Source organism: Galbibacter pacificus, from assembly GCF_029603165.1.
GTDB classification, from domain to species: domain Bacteria; phylum Bacteroidota; class Bacteroidia; order Flavobacteriales; family Flavobacteriaceae; genus Galbibacter; species Galbibacter pacificus.
In genome coordinates this window covers 499306-515001 of sequence record NZ_JAQSVC010000002.1, presented here as the reverse complement: position 1 = coordinate 515001, position 15696 = coordinate 499306, and the positions used below count along the sequence as shown (strand labels likewise).

At 37.7% G+C, this 15696-nt stretch carries 15 protein-coding genes; 7 read left to right on the top strand and 8 right to left on the bottom strand.

Annotated elements, in window-relative coordinates; all coding sequences use genetic code 11:
• Nucleotides 1-319 precede the first annotated feature (319 nt).
• From PSF86_RS06750 to trxA, 4 genes are all read left to right on the top strand, one after another.
• Nucleotides 320-2131, top strand: coding sequence for an SLC13 family permease (locus tag PSF86_RS06750; RefSeq protein WP_277899293.1), 1812 nt, complete (start codon nucleotides 320-322; stop codon nucleotides 2129-2131).
• A gap of 154 nt (nucleotides 2132-2285) precedes the next feature.
• On the top strand, nucleotides 2286-3638 hold the full coding sequence (locus PSF86_RS06745) for a dipeptidase (RefSeq protein ID WP_277899292.1): 1353 nt from the start codon (nucleotides 2286-2288) through the stop codon (nucleotides 3636-3638).
• Nucleotides 3639-3738: 100 nt separating this feature from the next.
• Nucleotides 3739-4020 (top strand): DUF3817 domain-containing protein, encoded by a 282-nt coding sequence (locus tag PSF86_RS06740; RefSeq protein ID WP_277899291.1) that lies wholly within the window; start codon nucleotides 3739-3741, stop codon nucleotides 4018-4020.
• 129 nt (nucleotides 4021-4149) lie between these two features.
• Complete coding sequence (trxA, locus tag PSF86_RS06735; protein ID WP_277899290.1) at nucleotides 4150-4449, top strand: thioredoxin; 300 nt, start codon at nucleotides 4150-4152, stop codon at nucleotides 4447-4449.
• A 5-nt stretch (nucleotides 4450-4454) separates the two neighbouring features.
• Here the strand turns inward: trxA and PSF86_RS06730 are convergent, their stop codons facing one another.
• Nucleotides 4455-7346: an FAD-binding and (Fe-S)-binding domain-containing protein gene (locus PSF86_RS06730; protein ID WP_277899289.1), complete on the bottom strand. Its 2892-nt coding sequence runs from the start codon at nucleotides 7344-7346 to the stop codon at nucleotides 4455-4457.
• 81 nt (nucleotides 7347-7427) lie between these two features.
• Between PSF86_RS06730 and PSF86_RS06725 the strand changes: the two genes are divergently transcribed.
• The gene (locus PSF86_RS06725) at nucleotides 7428-7922 is read left to right on the top strand and encodes a hypothetical protein (protein WP_277899288.1); all 495 of its coding nucleotides are present in this window, start codon (nucleotides 7428-7430) and stop codon (nucleotides 7920-7922) included.
• A gap of 129 nt (nucleotides 7923-8051) precedes the next feature.
• Nucleotides 8052-9161, top strand: coding sequence for a TlpA disulfide reductase family protein (locus PSF86_RS06720; RefSeq protein ID WP_277899287.1), 1110 nt, complete (start codon nucleotides 8052-8054; stop codon nucleotides 9159-9161).
• A gap of 103 nt (nucleotides 9162-9264) precedes the next feature.
• Here the strand turns inward: PSF86_RS06720 and PSF86_RS06715 are convergent, their stop codons facing one another.
• From PSF86_RS06715 to PSF86_RS06705, 3 genes are all read right to left on the bottom strand, one after another.
• Nucleotides 9265-9777, bottom strand: a complete 513-nt coding sequence (locus tag PSF86_RS06715) for a tetratricopeptide repeat protein (protein ID WP_277899286.1) — start codon at nucleotides 9775-9777, stop codon at nucleotides 9265-9267.
• 462 nt (nucleotides 9778-10239) lie between these two features.
• Nucleotides 10240-10926: an SIMPL domain-containing protein gene (locus PSF86_RS06710; RefSeq protein ID WP_277899285.1), complete on the bottom strand. Its 687-nt coding sequence runs from the start codon at nucleotides 10924-10926 to the stop codon at nucleotides 10240-10242.
• A gap of 79 nt (nucleotides 10927-11005) precedes the next feature.
• The gene (locus PSF86_RS06705) at nucleotides 11006-11653 is read right to left on the bottom strand and encodes a rhomboid family intramembrane serine protease (RefSeq protein WP_277899284.1); all 648 of its coding nucleotides are present in this window, start codon (nucleotides 11651-11653) and stop codon (nucleotides 11006-11008) included.
• A 180-nt stretch (nucleotides 11654-11833) separates the two neighbouring features.
• Between PSF86_RS06705 and PSF86_RS06700 the strand changes: the two genes are divergently transcribed.
• A complete protein-coding gene (locus PSF86_RS06700) occupies nucleotides 11834-12715 on the top strand; it encodes a lysophospholipid acyltransferase family protein (RefSeq protein ID WP_277899283.1) in 882 nt (293 codons plus the stop codon).
• Here PSF86_RS06700 and PSF86_RS06695 read toward each other — a convergent pair.
• From PSF86_RS06695 to glmM, 4 genes are all read right to left on the bottom strand, one after another.
• Complete coding sequence (locus PSF86_RS06695) at nucleotides 12712-13500, bottom strand: endonuclease/exonuclease/phosphatase family protein (RefSeq protein WP_277899282.1); 789 nt, start codon at nucleotides 13498-13500, stop codon at nucleotides 12712-12714. The two genes, PSF86_RS06700 and PSF86_RS06695, sit on opposite strands and share 4 nt — an antisense overlap.
• Nucleotides 13501-13645: 145 nt before the next feature.
• The gene (locus PSF86_RS17800) at nucleotides 13646-13822 is read right to left on the bottom strand and encodes a DUF1572 family protein (RefSeq protein WP_277903985.1); all 177 of its coding nucleotides are present in this window, start codon (nucleotides 13820-13822) and stop codon (nucleotides 13646-13648) included.
• A gap of 58 nt (nucleotides 13823-13880) precedes the next feature.
• Nucleotides 13881-14081 carry a DUF1572 family protein gene (locus PSF86_RS17795; protein WP_277903979.1) on the bottom strand — a complete coding sequence of 67 codons (201 nt, stop codon included), beginning with the start codon at nucleotides 14079-14081 and terminating at the stop codon, nucleotides 13881-13883.
• 63 nt (nucleotides 14082-14144) lie between these two features.
• The gene (gene glmM / locus PSF86_RS06685; RefSeq protein ID WP_277899281.1) at nucleotides 14145-15533 is read right to left on the bottom strand and encodes a phosphoglucosamine mutase; all 1389 of its coding nucleotides are present in this window, start codon (nucleotides 15531-15533) and stop codon (nucleotides 14145-14147) included.
• Nucleotides 15534-15696 lie beyond the last annotated feature (163 nt).

Below are 15696 nucleotides of genomic sequence, written 5' to 3'. Positions count from 1 at the left end.
CTAAACTGACATAGGCGTATGAATTCCAAAATACGTTTAAAACTTTTATAAAGGTGTATGTGCCGGGTGCGACAAGCTTTTAGCTTAATATTGACGGACTGAGAGAGGTTTAAAGGAAAAGGCGTTAATTTCTAAAGTATTTTTATATTAATGATTTGCACTATAATTTATATTATGTAAAATAGAATATTTTAAAACCCCTCTTGTTCATATAATAATGTCGGTTTTATGCCACTACATGTTAAATTACATACAAATACAAAACAGATACTAAAAATTCTAAATATATTAGAATGTATATCAAAACCAGCCCGTTGCCATGTCTGTAGAAATTATATATGTGTTTTCCGTTTTATTCTTGGTCGTACTATTTTTTGCGTTCGAGGTTTTTCCGGTAGATAAAATTGCATTCTTTATTATTGTAAGCTTGTTGTTGTTTGGCGTGGTATCTCCCGAAGAAGCCGTTAGCGGCTTTTCCAACAGTGCTACCATTACGGTGCTCTGCCTCATGATTATTGCCATTGCACTGGAACAGAACGGAATTATAAATATTTTGGCAAATGGCCTAAAAAAGCTTAAAGTATTGCCCATTTTACTGCTTATTCCTGCATTTATGGTTATTTCGGGCAGTATCTCGGCTTTTATAAGTACCACGGCGGTAGTTATTGTTTTTATTAAAATCTTGACAGAATTGTCTGCCAAATACAATATTCCGCGTTCCAAATTGCTGTTGCCCATTTCTTTTGCCGGTATTTTGGGCGGTAGTTGTACGTTAATGGGTACTTCTACCAACCTGATTGTTAACTCGGTAGCTACCAAATTTGGTGCCGAGCGCTTTACTTTTTTTGAATTTTCATTTTATGGGCTTATATTTCTGGGCATTGGTATTGTTTTTATTACCCTTACATCTTTTTTACTTCCGTGGGATACTTCTAAAAACTTAAACTCTGAATACGAACTGGACCAATACCTCACCAATGTTGAAATTGGCGACAATTCCGGCCTGATCGATAAAAAAATTGTCGATACCTTTCTGTACAACGATTTGGGCATTACGCTGTTAAAGCTTACCAGGAAAGGCATTTCCAATAAATCCCCCGGAAAATACATCACCCTTAAAAAAAACGATAAGCTCCTACTCTCTTGCAATATGGAGAACCTGGTAAAAATAAAAGGTACCGAAGGACTGGTTATAAACGAGTACGATGTTTCTGATGTTTCTGTTGATGATAATATTGAAATAGACCCGCAACAGAATACCATTGTAGAACTGTTGATGCTTCCCGGTGCACCATTATTGAAATATTCTATAGACGAGCTTAAAGGGCGCACTATAAACGGTGCCTTGCCCTTGGCCATTAAACGGCGTAAAAATATTACCAATGTAAAGGATAAATTGCTTAACATAAGCGTAGATAAAATAAAGCTCCGTGTTGGCGACCGCTTGTTGGTGGAAATTCCCGAAGGAAAGCTAAGCGAACTCTCTACCACCGAAAATATGACCGTTTTGCAGGAACATGCATCGTATGCTCAGGTATCCAAAACAAAAAAAATGCTTACTTTTTGTATCATGCTGGCAGTCATAGGCCTTGCGGCTTTCGGCGTACTTTCTATTCTTGCCAGCTCGCTTACCGGATGTTTTTTATTGTTGTTCTTTAACTGTATAGAACTTAGCAAGGTATACCAAAACATTAACTGGGAAATCATTTTCTTGCTTGCCGGGATGATCCCGCTCGGGATAGCCATGAACAACAGCGGTGCCGATGCTTGGGTTTCATCGCATTTACTGGAGCTTATTTCGGGAAAACAGCCCGTAATTATTATTGCGCTCTTATTTTTGTTTACCATGTTGCTAAGCGGGATTATATCCAATAATGCTACCGCAATTATTATGACACCCATTGCCATATCGCTCGCAACGGCCAGCAATTTACCGCTAAAACCGTTTATTTTGGCAGTTTTGTTCTCGGCAAACTTTAGTTTTTTCACTCCTTTGGGGTATCAAACCAATACGCTTATTTACGGTTTGGGGCTTTATAAGTTTAAGCACTTTTTAATTATTGGCGGTATACTGTCCATAATCCTTTGGGTTACTGCTTCCCTCCTTTTGGGGAAAATGATTCCGGGGTAATACAAGATGTATAATTTTTATGTGCATAAACTTCAACTTTTATATTTATGGGGCATCAAAATTGGCATTCACTTAAAATTAATGCAAGTTTTTGTAGAATCAGCTTAATAGTTATAAATTACAAGAACTAATTTCTAATCTATAACTCAAACCCATGCAAAAAATTAAATTCGGCCTGCTCGCTATTACAGCAATGGCCATGTTCTCCTGTAAACAAACCGAAAAAAAAGAAATTGCAGAAGTTTCTTTAACCAACGACCAGCTTATTGCCAAGGCAAAAGAAATTCAGCAACACATTATTACGCTCGACACGCATTGCGACATTAATGTTGACAATTTTACCGACTCCATTAACTACACTCAAGACCTGGACACCCAAATAACGCTCCCTAAAATGGAAGAAGGCGGTTTGGATGTTGCCTGGCTTATTGTATACACGGGGCAGGATTCGTTAAATGCCGAAGGCTACAAAAAAGCTTATGAAAATGCCATTTCCAAATTCGAGGCCATCCATAAACTTTGCGAAGAAATAGCCCCCGATAAAATCGGTCTGGCATTAACCTCCGATGATGTGCGGAGAATTCATTCCGAAGGCAAAAAAGTGGCAATGATCGGTGTTGAAAACGGGTACCCAATCGGGACAGACATTGGCAATGTTAAAAAATTCTACGACCTTGGCGGCCGTTACATGTCGTTGGCGCATCAGGGCCATAGTCAACTGGCCGACTCCAATACCGGGGAAAAAGACAGTATTTGGCTAAACAATGGCTTGAGCGAACTTGGCAAACAGGCAATTGCCGAGATGAACAAATACGGTATGATGATCGATGTTTCGCACCCTTCCAAAGAATCCATGCGCCAAATTATAGAGCTTACCAAAGCCCCGATCATTGCTTCCCACTCCTCTGCCCGAGCATTGAGCAACCACAGCAGGAACCTGGACGACGAGCAACTGGAATGGTTAAAAGAAAACGGTGGCATAATACAAACCGTGGCTTTTTCGCCATATGTAAACGTTAAAAAAGACAGTGTTTTTGATGAAGAAGTTAAAAAGGTACTTGCTATGGAAGCCGAAAAGGCAGGTTTTCCACTTTTAGAACGTGACAGCGTTATGAAAATGCCGGGGGATCAACGCAAAGCCTATTACGAAAAATATATAGCCATGCGAACCACTGCAAAACCAAAACTGGATTCCCTGAGTGAAGTTGCAGACCCGGTAAATGTTGTCGATTTTGTGGACCACATTGATTATTTAGTTGAAAAAATTGGCATAGACCATGTTGGTATTAGCTCCGATTTTGATGGTGGTGGTGGAATTTACGGTTGGAACGATGCTTCTGAAACCATAAACGTAACTAAAGAACTGGTTAAAAGAGGCTATACCGAAGAAGAAATTGAAAAATTATGGAGCGGAAACCTCTTACACGTTCTGGATGAAGTTGAAGCCATTGGTAAAAAAATCCAGGCCGAAGCTGAAAGTACAACTGAAGCAGATAATGTAAGCTAAGCACGTTTTACATACAAAAAGGGATTTAAACATACCTTTAACAATTATAAAGCATCGAAAATCAATTCGGTGCTTTATTTTTGCGTGAAAATTAAATGTTATGAACATCAAGAATTTTAGACTTATCAGCATATTGGAAGGAATTTCTTATTTGTTACTCTTTGGGGTAACCATGCCACTCAAGTATATGGCCGATTTTCATGGCCCGAATAAAATTATCGGAATGATTCATGGAATCCTTTTCATTACATATGTAGCCATGGCTTTGGTACTTCAACGCAAACAAAACTGGTCGTATGCTACCTTGTTCATCATTTTAATGTGTTCTGTCGTTCCGTTCGGTACATTTTGGATGGAACGCCGTTATTTACGTCCCGCATAAAGAAAAAAGACTTTTTCCGGACAACCAAAATCCTCTAATTTTTCGTACATATTTTGTGCGTAACAAGCTTATTTTTACAAATTATTGACCAACAATTATTTACCCTATAACAAATAATTATAAAACAAGATGCAAAGTAGTTTTAAAGATATAATAAACGTAAATAAACCTGTTTTAATAGATTTTTATGCCGATTGGTGCGGCCCCTGCCAAACAATGATGCCTATTTTAACCGAAGTAAAAGAGAGCTTGGGTGAGCATATCAACATTATTAAAATAAACGTGGACAAAAACAAAGAACTGGCCAGCAAATTTCAAGTACGTGGGGTGCCTACTTTTATGGTTTTTAAAAACGGGGCATCGGTATGGCGCGGCTCGGGAGTAGTTTCTAAAAATGACTTGATAAAACTACTAAAAAGTTATGTTTAATGAAATCACTTTGAAGCATCCTCTAATGCATTTTTCAACAATGTAACCGGGTGTATGGCCTCTCTTTTGGTTCCGTCTTTTATTTGGTGCCGGCAACTGGTGCCATTGGCAACAATAATTGTATCTGGGTCTGCATTGCGCACGGCCGGAAAAAGTCGTAACTCCCCTATTTGCATGCTTACGTTGTAATGCTCCTTTTCATACCCAAAAGAACCTGCCATCCCGCAACACCCAGAATTAATCATGGTAACGCTGTAATTCTTTGGAAGGTTGAGTACATCAAAAGTAACTTTGGTATTGGATTGCGATTTTTGATGGCAATGTGCATGGTATTTAATGTTTTTTGCTTCTTCAGTAAACGGGTCCGCGGTAATATTTCCTCTTTTTATTTCTTCTGAAAGGAATTCTTCGACAATAAAACTGTTTAGTGCTACTTTTTTTGCATCAGGTTCATTATCGGCCAACCTTAAGTATTCGTCCCTAAATGATAAAATAGCCGACGGTTCAATGCCAATAACAGGACAATCTTTGCCAATCAAAGCTTTTAATTCGGCTATATTTTCATTGGCCAGTTTTTTGGCCTGCTTCAAAAAGCCTTTGGATATGAATGTGCGTCCGCTTTCTCCATAAAACAAACTCACGTTATATCCCAAAGCTGTTAATAAGTCAATGGCATCTTTACCAACATCTGCGTCCAGATAATTGGTGAATTCATCAATATAAAGAATAACCTTATTATTTTTAAATAATTCATTTTTAATGCTTTGAATGTGTTTATCAAAATTAAAACTTTTAATTTCAGGCAACGTTCTTTCGGGAGCGATATTCAACATTTTTTTTAACAGTACACTAGAAAATTTGTTGTTTGCTAATAAAGAAAAGCTGCTTCCCAACTTGTTCAAACGCGTATTAAAGGCAAAGGCTTTGTCGCGCAAAGACGGCGGATTATCTTTGTAGTATTGGTATAAAAATTCAGCTTTTAAAGTGGCCACATCAACATTGCTGGGGCATTCACTTCCACAGGCCTTACAGCTTATGCATAAGTCAAAAACTTCTTTTAGTTCTTTGTTGTTAAATTTATTCTGTTTGGTAGAAATTGTTAAGTACTCGCGTAATGCATTGGCGCGTGCCCGAGTGGTATCTTTTTCATTTTTGGTAGCATGGTAACTTGGGCACATTGCCCCGTTGGACAAGTGTGTTTTCCTACAATCGCCACTTCCATTACATTTTTCGGCAGCCCGGAGAATCCCAAGGGAATCAGAGAAATCCATCAAGGTCTCAACTTCGGGTTCCTCCCTGTCCGCTTCATAACGCAACGATGTATCCATGGGGGCTGCATCCACAATTTTCCCCGGATTGAATATATTATTGGGGTCAAAAGCCTTTTTAATACGCTTCAACAATTGGTAGTTCCCCTCGCCTATCATCAACTCCACAAATTCGGCCCGCACCCTTCCATCGCCATGTTCTCCGCTCATGGATCCTCCATATTTTTTTACCAAATGGGCTACATCGGTAGTAATTTGCCTAAAAAGCTGTACGTCTTCGCTTTTTTTCAGGTCCAAAATGGGTCGTAAATGCAATTCTCCTGCCCCCGCATGTGCATAATACACTGCATTTTGTTTGTATTTTTCCATGATGGCCGAAAATTCTGTGATGTAAGCGCTTAAATCTTCAATATTTACGGCGGTATCTTCAATACAGGCAACTGCTTTTTTATCGCCCACGATATTACCCAACAAGCCCAGTCCCGCTTTTCGCAATTCCAGTGCCTGGTCAATCTCGGCACCATAAAGCAACGGATGTGCATAACTTAGGCTATTGTCGAGTGTTTTCAGCAATGCCGCGGTTTTTTCTTCAAGTTTATTTTTATCATCATCCCTTAATTCCAACATTAAAATGGCTTGTGGGTCACCTTCAATAAAAAACCGGTTGGGCAATTGCGATTTGTTATTTTTTGTACAGTCCAAAATCACCTTGTCCATCATTTCGCAAGTAAATAGATCGTGCTGCATTACTTCGTAAACAGAACAGCAACAATCGGATACGCTTTTGTAATGCGCCGCAATCATTATCGCCTTTTTGGGCATGGGTGTATCTAGCTGTAATTTAAGCTTGGTAATAAAGACCAAGGTTCCTTCGCTTCCGGCAATAAGTTTGCACATGTTAAACTGACCAGCATTGGAGCTAAAAGGCTGTAGTTTCAACAATTCATCAACTGCATATCCTGTATTTCTCCTGTGAATTTCCGGTTTCGGAAAATTTTCGTGTATTTGTTCCTTAATGCCTTCAGTAGATAATTCATCATATATTTTTCTGTAGATATCTCCTTCCAATGTTTTAAGCCCAAGCTTTTGCTGAAATTCTTCTGCGGACAAAGATTTAAAAACAGCCTCGCTCCCATCACTTAAAACAGCCTCGATTTCTAAAACCTTATCGCGGGTAACACCATATTTTATTGATGTTGTGCCACTGGAGTTATTACCGGTCATACCCCCTATCATGCATCTATTGGAAGTTGATGTATTGGGCCCAAAGAAAAGGCCGTAGGGTTTTAAGTACAAGTTGAGCTCATCTCGGATCACGCCTGGCTCAACGGTAACGGTCTTTTGTTTTTCGTCGAGTGAAAGGATTTTGGTAAAAAATTTGGAAACATCCACCACAAGGCCCTCGCCTACACATTGTCCCGCCAGTGAAGTTCCTGCGGTACGCGGTATAATTGGCAAATTATTACCGTTGCAAAACGCAATAAGTAGCTTGATGTCTTCAAGGTTTGCCGGGTAAGCCACTCCAAAAGGAATAGCGCGGTATACCGATGCATCGGTTGCATAAATTGTTCTGTGAAGATTATCGAAAAAAAGCTTTCCGTTAAGCTTTGATTCTAAATCGGTTAACATATTTTTAGGAATATTTAACAAGACTGTGTCAACTTTAAGTTAAATTAGTACCGTATTTATTACAAATCAAAAACTAAATTTATGAAAAAGCTAATATTTTTTAGTGTTTTAGCAATAGGATTTGCAACAAGTGGGTTTTCCCAGGAAATTTCAAAAAATGCCCTCGGTCTTCGTTTAGGACAAGGCGACGGTTTTGGTGCGGAAATTTCGTATCAAAGAGCCATTGCGGCCAGCAACCGGTTGGAATTTGATTTGGGATGGAAAGACAATAGCCATTACGATGCTTTTAAAATTACGGGCTTGTACCAATGGGTATTCCCTATTGAAGGCGACTTTAACTGGTACGTTGGTGCCGGTGGTGGTTTAGGCGGATATGATCATGACGATGATTATATTGATGGTAATGACTATGATGACAGCGGAATGTTTGGTTTTTTGGCCGGGGATGTCGGCGTGGAATACAATTTTAATATTCCGTTATTATTGTCGTTGGACTTTAGGCCTGAACTTGGCTTTGGAGATTTCGATGATGATTTTGACTTTGATATTGCATTGGGTATCCGATACCAATTCTAAAAACATAATAAAGAAAAGCCAAAGAGCCCTGAAAATACAAAGTTCAGGGCTTTTTATTTGTTAATTGTCTTTAAGGATTGGAATGAAATTTTAACTTTGTAGGGAATAAAACAGTATAAATAGAAATTAATGAGAAAAATTGGAAGTATTCTTTTATTATTCGTTGCATTAGTAGCTTGTAATAAAACAAAGGATAACACATACAAAGTAACCGTAAACGTAGAAGGTGTTGAAGACGGAAAGAAAGTGTATTTACAAAAACCGGTAGATGGCCAACGCCCAGAGGTTCTTGATACATTGGAAGTTAAAGAAGGTTCTTTTGAGTTTTCTGGAGAAACAGAAGGCCCGGAAATGCATTACTTATATTTTGAAGGCATTCGGGGTGTTCTGCCTATTATTTTAGAAGAAGGAAATATTTCTGTTACGGCATACAAAGACAGCCTTAATTTCTCTAAAATTGAAGGAACCCCTTCTAACGAAGATTTTACGGCCTTTATACAAAGCTCAAGAAATATCCGCAAAAAAATGATGGATATTCAAAAACAAGGCATGGAAGCGCAACAAAAAGGCGACACGGTTACCTTGAACACTTTAAAAGAAACATTTGAAGAAGTACAGCAGGAAGCTAAAGATTACGAACAGGATTTTGTGGCAAACAATAAAGATTCGTACATCTCATTGTTGGTTATACAGCAAATGATGCGAACCAAGTCTAAAACCCCGGAAGAAGTAAACACGCTGTTCAAAGGTTTGTCAGAGGACATACGAAATACCGAAATGGGAAAATCCATTGCAAAAGAACTTGGCGATATAGACAAATTGGCCATTGGAGCCATAGCTCCCGATTTTTCTGCGCCCACCCCCGACGGAGAAACAATTTCCTTAAAAGAGTCTTTGGGAAAAGTTACCATCCTTGATTTTTGGGCTGCATGGTGCAAACCTTGCCGGGCCGAAAACCCCAATTTGGTAGCATTGTATAAAGAATACCATGACAAAGGATTAAATGTAGTAGGTGTTTCTCTGGATAGAAAAGCCGAAGATTGGAAAAAGGCCATTGAAGAAGATCAATTACCTTGGAAGCACATGTCTAATTTAAAATTTTGGCAAGATCCAATAGCCCAGTTATACAACATTCGTTCTATTCCGGCTACCTATATTTTGGATGAAGACGGAAAAATTATAGCAAAAGACCTTCGCGGTGAAGCTTTAAATGAAAAAATAGCAAGTTTATTGCAATAAACGGGAGACGGAATATAACTCAAACAAAAAAACGGGTTGCCAATTTTAATCGGCAGCCCGTTTTTGCTTGCTAATCCAATTTTTTATTATTTAAAGAAATATCCTATCGAGAATTGAATAACACGGTTACGTTATCCGAGGTAGAACTGTCAATAGGGAGTTTGATATTGGCCAATGCTTTTTCAAAGTACTTTTTTGTTTGCAGGCTATTGCTTTTTAAATAATAAGCACGCGCCAAATTGGTATATACATACACATTGAGGGAATTGTTTTTAAGCTTTTTGGAAATTGAATGTGCTTTTTTGAAGTAATACAAAGAAGAATCAATATCATTGCTTAAATAAAGGGTACCCATATTGTTAAGGATCTTTACCAATTGCACCGAATTGTTTTTCTTTGCCTGATACGCATAAACGTGCATAAAATATTCCATTACCCTGTCTTTGTCGTTGCCTTGGGCATAAATAATGGCCAGGTTGTTTTCCATTTTGGCCATTTCGGTATGGTTGCCCTGCTTTTTATAAATGGCGTAGGCTTTTTGATAATAATCCAAGGTTACATCCAAAACATCTTTTGATGAATACATTTCGATGGCCGTAATATAAATAGGTGTCAAAAAAGCTCGGGGTCGTTGGATTTCTTCGCTTCGTTTTCGGCCAATTCCTAATACGTAATGGCCCTTTCCTAGTCTGTGCCCATAAATTCCAAAGCGATTTGCTGGCTTAGCTCAATTCTCCTCTCAAGGTTTTCCGTAAGGTTTAAACTGTCTATCAATTTGCTTTGCGAGCTTTGGCAATAACCATACCCCACAACCAAAAGTATCAAGAAATATATTTTTTTAGCCCCATTGTACATTACTAAAGAAGATGTATTGCAAAATCTTCGCTTTGCGGAAATATTGAAAAACAAATTTCATTTGGCATTTTTAAAAAGAAGAGCCTAAGATATTAAAAAAGTGTGTTTTTTAATGGAATATGTCCTGATTTCTGTTTTTTTAACATGATTACCCTTCACCACAATAAAAAAAGGATTACTCTAATGGCAATCCCTTTTCTATTTTTTATATATGAAGTTGATGTTATTTCAGCTCAAAGGAAGCATTTATGGTAGCTTTTACGACCATTTCCCCGATTGCAATTGTGTTTTCGGCCGAACCACTGTCTGAAGCTTTCATCATTTCCATTCTGTATATAGGCTGTGGTGGCGCGATAGATCCCGATTCGGATATATTTATGGCCTTTCCAATGCTCTGGCCAATGGCCGCAGCATATTCATTCGCCTTTTCTTTCGCATCTTTAATCGCGGCAATGCGGGCCTGGGAGTTCAGTTCATCTATTTTATTGGACTTGAAAGTCACGCCATCGATCCTATTAATACCGGCATTCAAGAGCCCTTGTGTAAATTCGGCATATTTGCTTAAATCCTTCAATAAAATGGAGATAGACTGATTAGCCACGTATTTATATTCCTTGGTTTGATAATCGTAGTTTTTGTTCAGGTTGATATATTCGGTCTTTACATCTTTATCGTTGATTTTCATTGATTTTGTATATTTTAAAACTTTGTCGATGGCAGCATCATTATCGGCCTTAACCTTTTGTGCCGAATTCCCTTCGCTTTCCACACGGACTTTTATCAATACTTGATCTGGAACAACTTTTATGGTGCCTTCCCCTTCAACAGAAATAGAAGGCGTTGCCATTTGTTGTGCTTGTAAATTTGTAATACCCATAATTGCGATTGCTAAAATGATTATTTTTTTCATAAATCTTGCTTTTTGATTTTTACTATAAATTATTTGGTTTCTTTTTATAATAGCATACCATACCAAACACGGTGCCAAACTATATTTTTCCTGTTTTTTCCAGTATAAACAAAACAATAATCGGTATGGCGAGCAAGGCAACCATTAAAGGTTCTTGTGTAATGAGCGATGGGTTAAAGAGAAGTGTCATTACATAACCGCCAATGGCACCGCCAAAGTGTGCCGTATGACCTATGTTCCCTATACGCGCCTTCATCCCGTAGATAGAATATAGCAAATAGCCAATTCCAAAAATATAGGCCGGTATGGGAATGGGGATAAAGAAAAACGCTAACCGCATGCCGGGCTGCAATAAAATAGCGGCATACAGCACACCTGTTACTGCACCACTTGCGCCAACCGCACTGTAATGGTATTCTTCTTTATGGAAATTAAGCGACAACAAACTACCCGTAAGCAAACTTACAAAGTAGATTACCAAAAATTTGGGGTCGCCAAAATGGCGGACTACAATCGGGGCAAAAAAATAAAGCGTTAACATGTTAAACAGCAGATGCGTAAAATCTACATGCAGAAACCCGGAGGTCAATGTCCTTATGTGCTCCCCACGGCGAATGGCGCCTATGTTGAATTTGTAACGTTCGAAAAAAGAGAAATCATTAAAGCCTTTTATGGAAACCAATACGTTGGCGGCAATAATAACAATGGTTGCAATACTTAAATTCATAGACAACAAAAAGGTTTAGCATCAAATATAGCTATATTTCCTCTTTAACGGATGAGATTTTGACGCTAAAAATATAAATCCGGGTTTCATCTAAAAAAGTAGAACTGTAATTTTTTTTCCAATTTTTTAATAAATTTCCCATGAAAAAAAATTGTTTACATTTGCCAAAATACTTACTGGATGCAATTACTTATTTATTTGCTTACCTATCCCATTTTATGGTGTATATCTATTCTTCCGTTCCCTATATTTTACAAGGTTTCAGATGGTGTTTTTATGCTTTTGTACTATGTAATTGGATATAGAAAAAAACTGGTTTTAAAAAACTTAGAACTTTGCTTTCCCGAAAAAAGTGAAGCCGAACTGTTGGTTATTAGGAAGAAATTTTATCAACACATGTGCGATCTTTTCTTGGAGATGATAAAATCGTTGACCATGTCGCGTAAGGAAATGGACAAAAGGGCAGTATTCCACAATTTGGAATTGCTCGATAAATATGCCGAGGAAAATAAAAGCGTTGCCCTGCTTTGTGGCCATTATGCCAATTACGAATGGGTGCTTTCCCTTGGAAACCACATAAAACATAATGGTTATGGCATTTATTCACCATTAACTAATAAGTATTTTGACAGGCTCATAAAAAAAACCCGTAAAAGGAATGGCGGTGAGCTAGTTTCCAGATACAATACAGCCAAATTTATTTTAAAACATCAGCGGGAAAACCATTTGTCGCTATACGGTTTTGTAAACGATCAATCCCCACAGGTTCAACATACAAAATACTGGCGGGAATTTTTTGGTGTGAAAGTTCCTGTTTTTACTGCCGCCGAGACCTTAGCAAAGAAATTCGACATGGCCGTGGTTTTCTTTTGCGTAAAGAAAGTTAAACGAGGGTATTACGAAACTACCATCGTAAACATAACCGACAGTTCCAAGGATTTTCCCGATTATGAAATAACCGATATTTATTGGGAATACTTAGAAAAAGAGATAAGTAACCAGCCCGAATACTATTTATGGACGCACAACCGCTTTAAACATAGAGATAAAGCCCCTGACTAATCTCCGTTAGGATTAAAAACCAACGTTGTAACAACTACACAATGGTCGGTTATATATTCATCACAAACAACTTCGTAAGACAATTCTGTCCATTTCTCCGGTTGATTAAATAAAATATGATCAATACAAATGCGAGCCCCTGATGATGGATATGTTGGCATAAGTGCTTTTTTATCAGCAGGTTTAGTAAAAACTTCATATAACTTCTTCATAGTTTTACTATCAGGCTGAGAATTAAGGTCACCCGCCAAAATTGTGGGTAATTCTTCGTTTTTAAATCTTTGTGCCAATGCGTCAGCTTGCATTAAACGGTCGGTTTCATCCCGTTGATGATCAAGATGTGTAGCTATAAATTGAAGTTTATTTCCATTTGAAGTTTCAAAAATAGCAATTTGAGCAGCTCTAGGTTCAGAATCAGGTAAATGTGGTAAAGCCATATTTTCAGTTGAAATTAAACTGAATTTAGATAAAAGAGCCTCTCCATATTCACCACCATCATAATGCATCGCTTTGGCATAAAGAGGTAATAATTGAGTTCTGTATCCTAATTCTAGTGGGATATTGTATTTTTTACTACGGTTGGTCTTAAAATCAACTTCTTGCATGGCTACAAGATCAGGGTGATATTTATTTATAAAACCAGCAATAGCTTCCAGGTTAAAATCGCCCTTAGTAGTAGCTCCATGGAGAATATTAAACGACATTACCCGAAGTGTGTCGGGAGATTGTTGTGCATTAAGTGAAATAAAAATGATAAGAAATAAAGATAAAATAACGTTTTTCATTAATAAAGTTTATTGGTCTTTTTATTGGGTTTTAAAAATTCTTTGGTAAAATGTTCAGCATGTATTTCTTTTGAAAACTTTTCTGTATTATAGACTTTCGATTAGGAATAGATAAACTTTTCCATTGCTCATTTTTAATCATTTTTCATAGAAAAACAATCTGGCCAATATGATATGAATAATGAGCCAGTTGCCTGTTTATGGCTTCCATTAGACTATGGCCTTGATTACGGATGTAGATTTGTTGCTGAAAATTACTTTCATTGACTCTTTTTAAAGCATTAAATAAACATGCCCAGCCTTCCTTCCACTTTTTAAGCATCTCCTCTTCTGTAGAAATAACATCTTCAAACTCCAAATCGCGCTCCCGTCATTCTTTTTCACCATCTTCGATAAGGAAATTTGTCCACCGCGACAAAATATTCCCCCCATAAATGATTAACAATAATGGCAATAGAATTGCTTTCACCATTGTATTTCCAAAACAAGTCCTTTTCTTGCACTTGCCCAAAGGTTAACTCGCCCAGTTTTTTGTAATAGGCAAATTGTTTTTTTACGCTATTGATGTATTCTGTTTGCATCCTATAAATTTAAAACTTTTTATAGTGGGCTTTGAATGTTATACAATTTACGATAAATTAAAACTACAGCCCGGCTATTTTGCCTATTTCGGTAATAAACTTATCGGCAAGTCCATTAGCTTCTTGTTGCGATTTTGCTTCGGTGTAAATCCTAATAATCGGTTCGGTGTTCGATTTTCTCAAGTGCACCCAATTTTCAGGAAAATCTATTTTTACACCATCAACGGTGCTTATATTTTCGTTGGCATACTTCTCTTCCATCGTTTTTAAAATGGCATCTACATCTAGCTGTGGCGTCAATTCAATTTTCTTTTTACTCATAAAATACGATGGGTAACTATCGCGCAATTCTTTTACGAATATTCCTTTTTCGGCCAAATGAGTTAAAAACAAAGCAACGCCTACCAAAGAATCCCTTCCGTAGTGACTTTCCGGGTAAATAATACCTCCATTTCCTTCGCCACCTATAACGGCATTGTTTTTTTTCATTAAGGTAACCACGTTCACCTCTCCAACAGCTGATGCTTCATAATTTCCGCCATGTTTTTCGGTTATATCGCGTAAGGCACGAGATGATGACATATTAGAGACTGTGTTACCTTTGGTTTTCCCTAAAACATAGTCGGCGCAGGCCACCAATGTATATTCTTCCCCAAACATTTCGCCATCGTTACTTATAAATGCTAGACGGTCCACATCGGGGTCTACTACAATGCCCAAGTGGGCTTTTTCTTTTACAACCAACTCACAAATGTCGGTTAAATGCTCTTTTAAAGGTTCCGGATTGTGTGGAAAATGCCCGGTCGGGTCGCAATACAATTCTACGACCTCTACCCCCAGCTCCTTTAATAATTTAGGGATGGCAATTCCCCCAGTGGAGTTTACGCCATCTACAACCACTTTAAACTTGGCTGCCTTAATTTTTTTGGCATCAACTAAATCCAGATTTAAAACTTCGTCAATATGGATGTCGATATAAGAATCGTTTATGGTTACATTACCTAAATTGTCCACTTCAGCAAAAGAAAAATCTTCACTTTCGGCTATTTTCAGTATTTCTTTTCCATCGTTACCACTTAAAAATTCACCTTTATTATTCAGTAATTTCAAGGCGTTCCATTGTTTAGGATTGTGGCTTGCCGTAAGAATAATGCCGCCATCGGCTTTTTCCAACGGGACAGCAATCTCTACAGTAGGGGTTGTGGATAAACCCAGATCAATAACATCAATTCCAAGCCCGGTTAAGGTTGAAGAAACCAAATTTTGAATCATTTCCCCTGAAATACGGGCATCGCGGCCAATAATCACTTTTACATTTTCCTTTTGAAGCTGCTTTTTAAGCCAACTGCCATAAGCGGCGGCAAATTTTACGGCATCGACCGGGGTTAAGTTTTCTCCTGTTTTTCCGCCAATGGTTCCACGTATTCCTGAAATTGATTTTATAAGTGTCATTAATTATTTTTTTATTGAATTAAAATTAAAAAAGGTTCTATCAATAACGCTGTATTATCCATAAACGGATATAAAAACGTTATTTTCAGCAAATATAAAGGTTTATGGAGTTGTAAAGTTTAACTACATGTTTTTTTAATGAAAACGATCGCTTAAAAGTTTC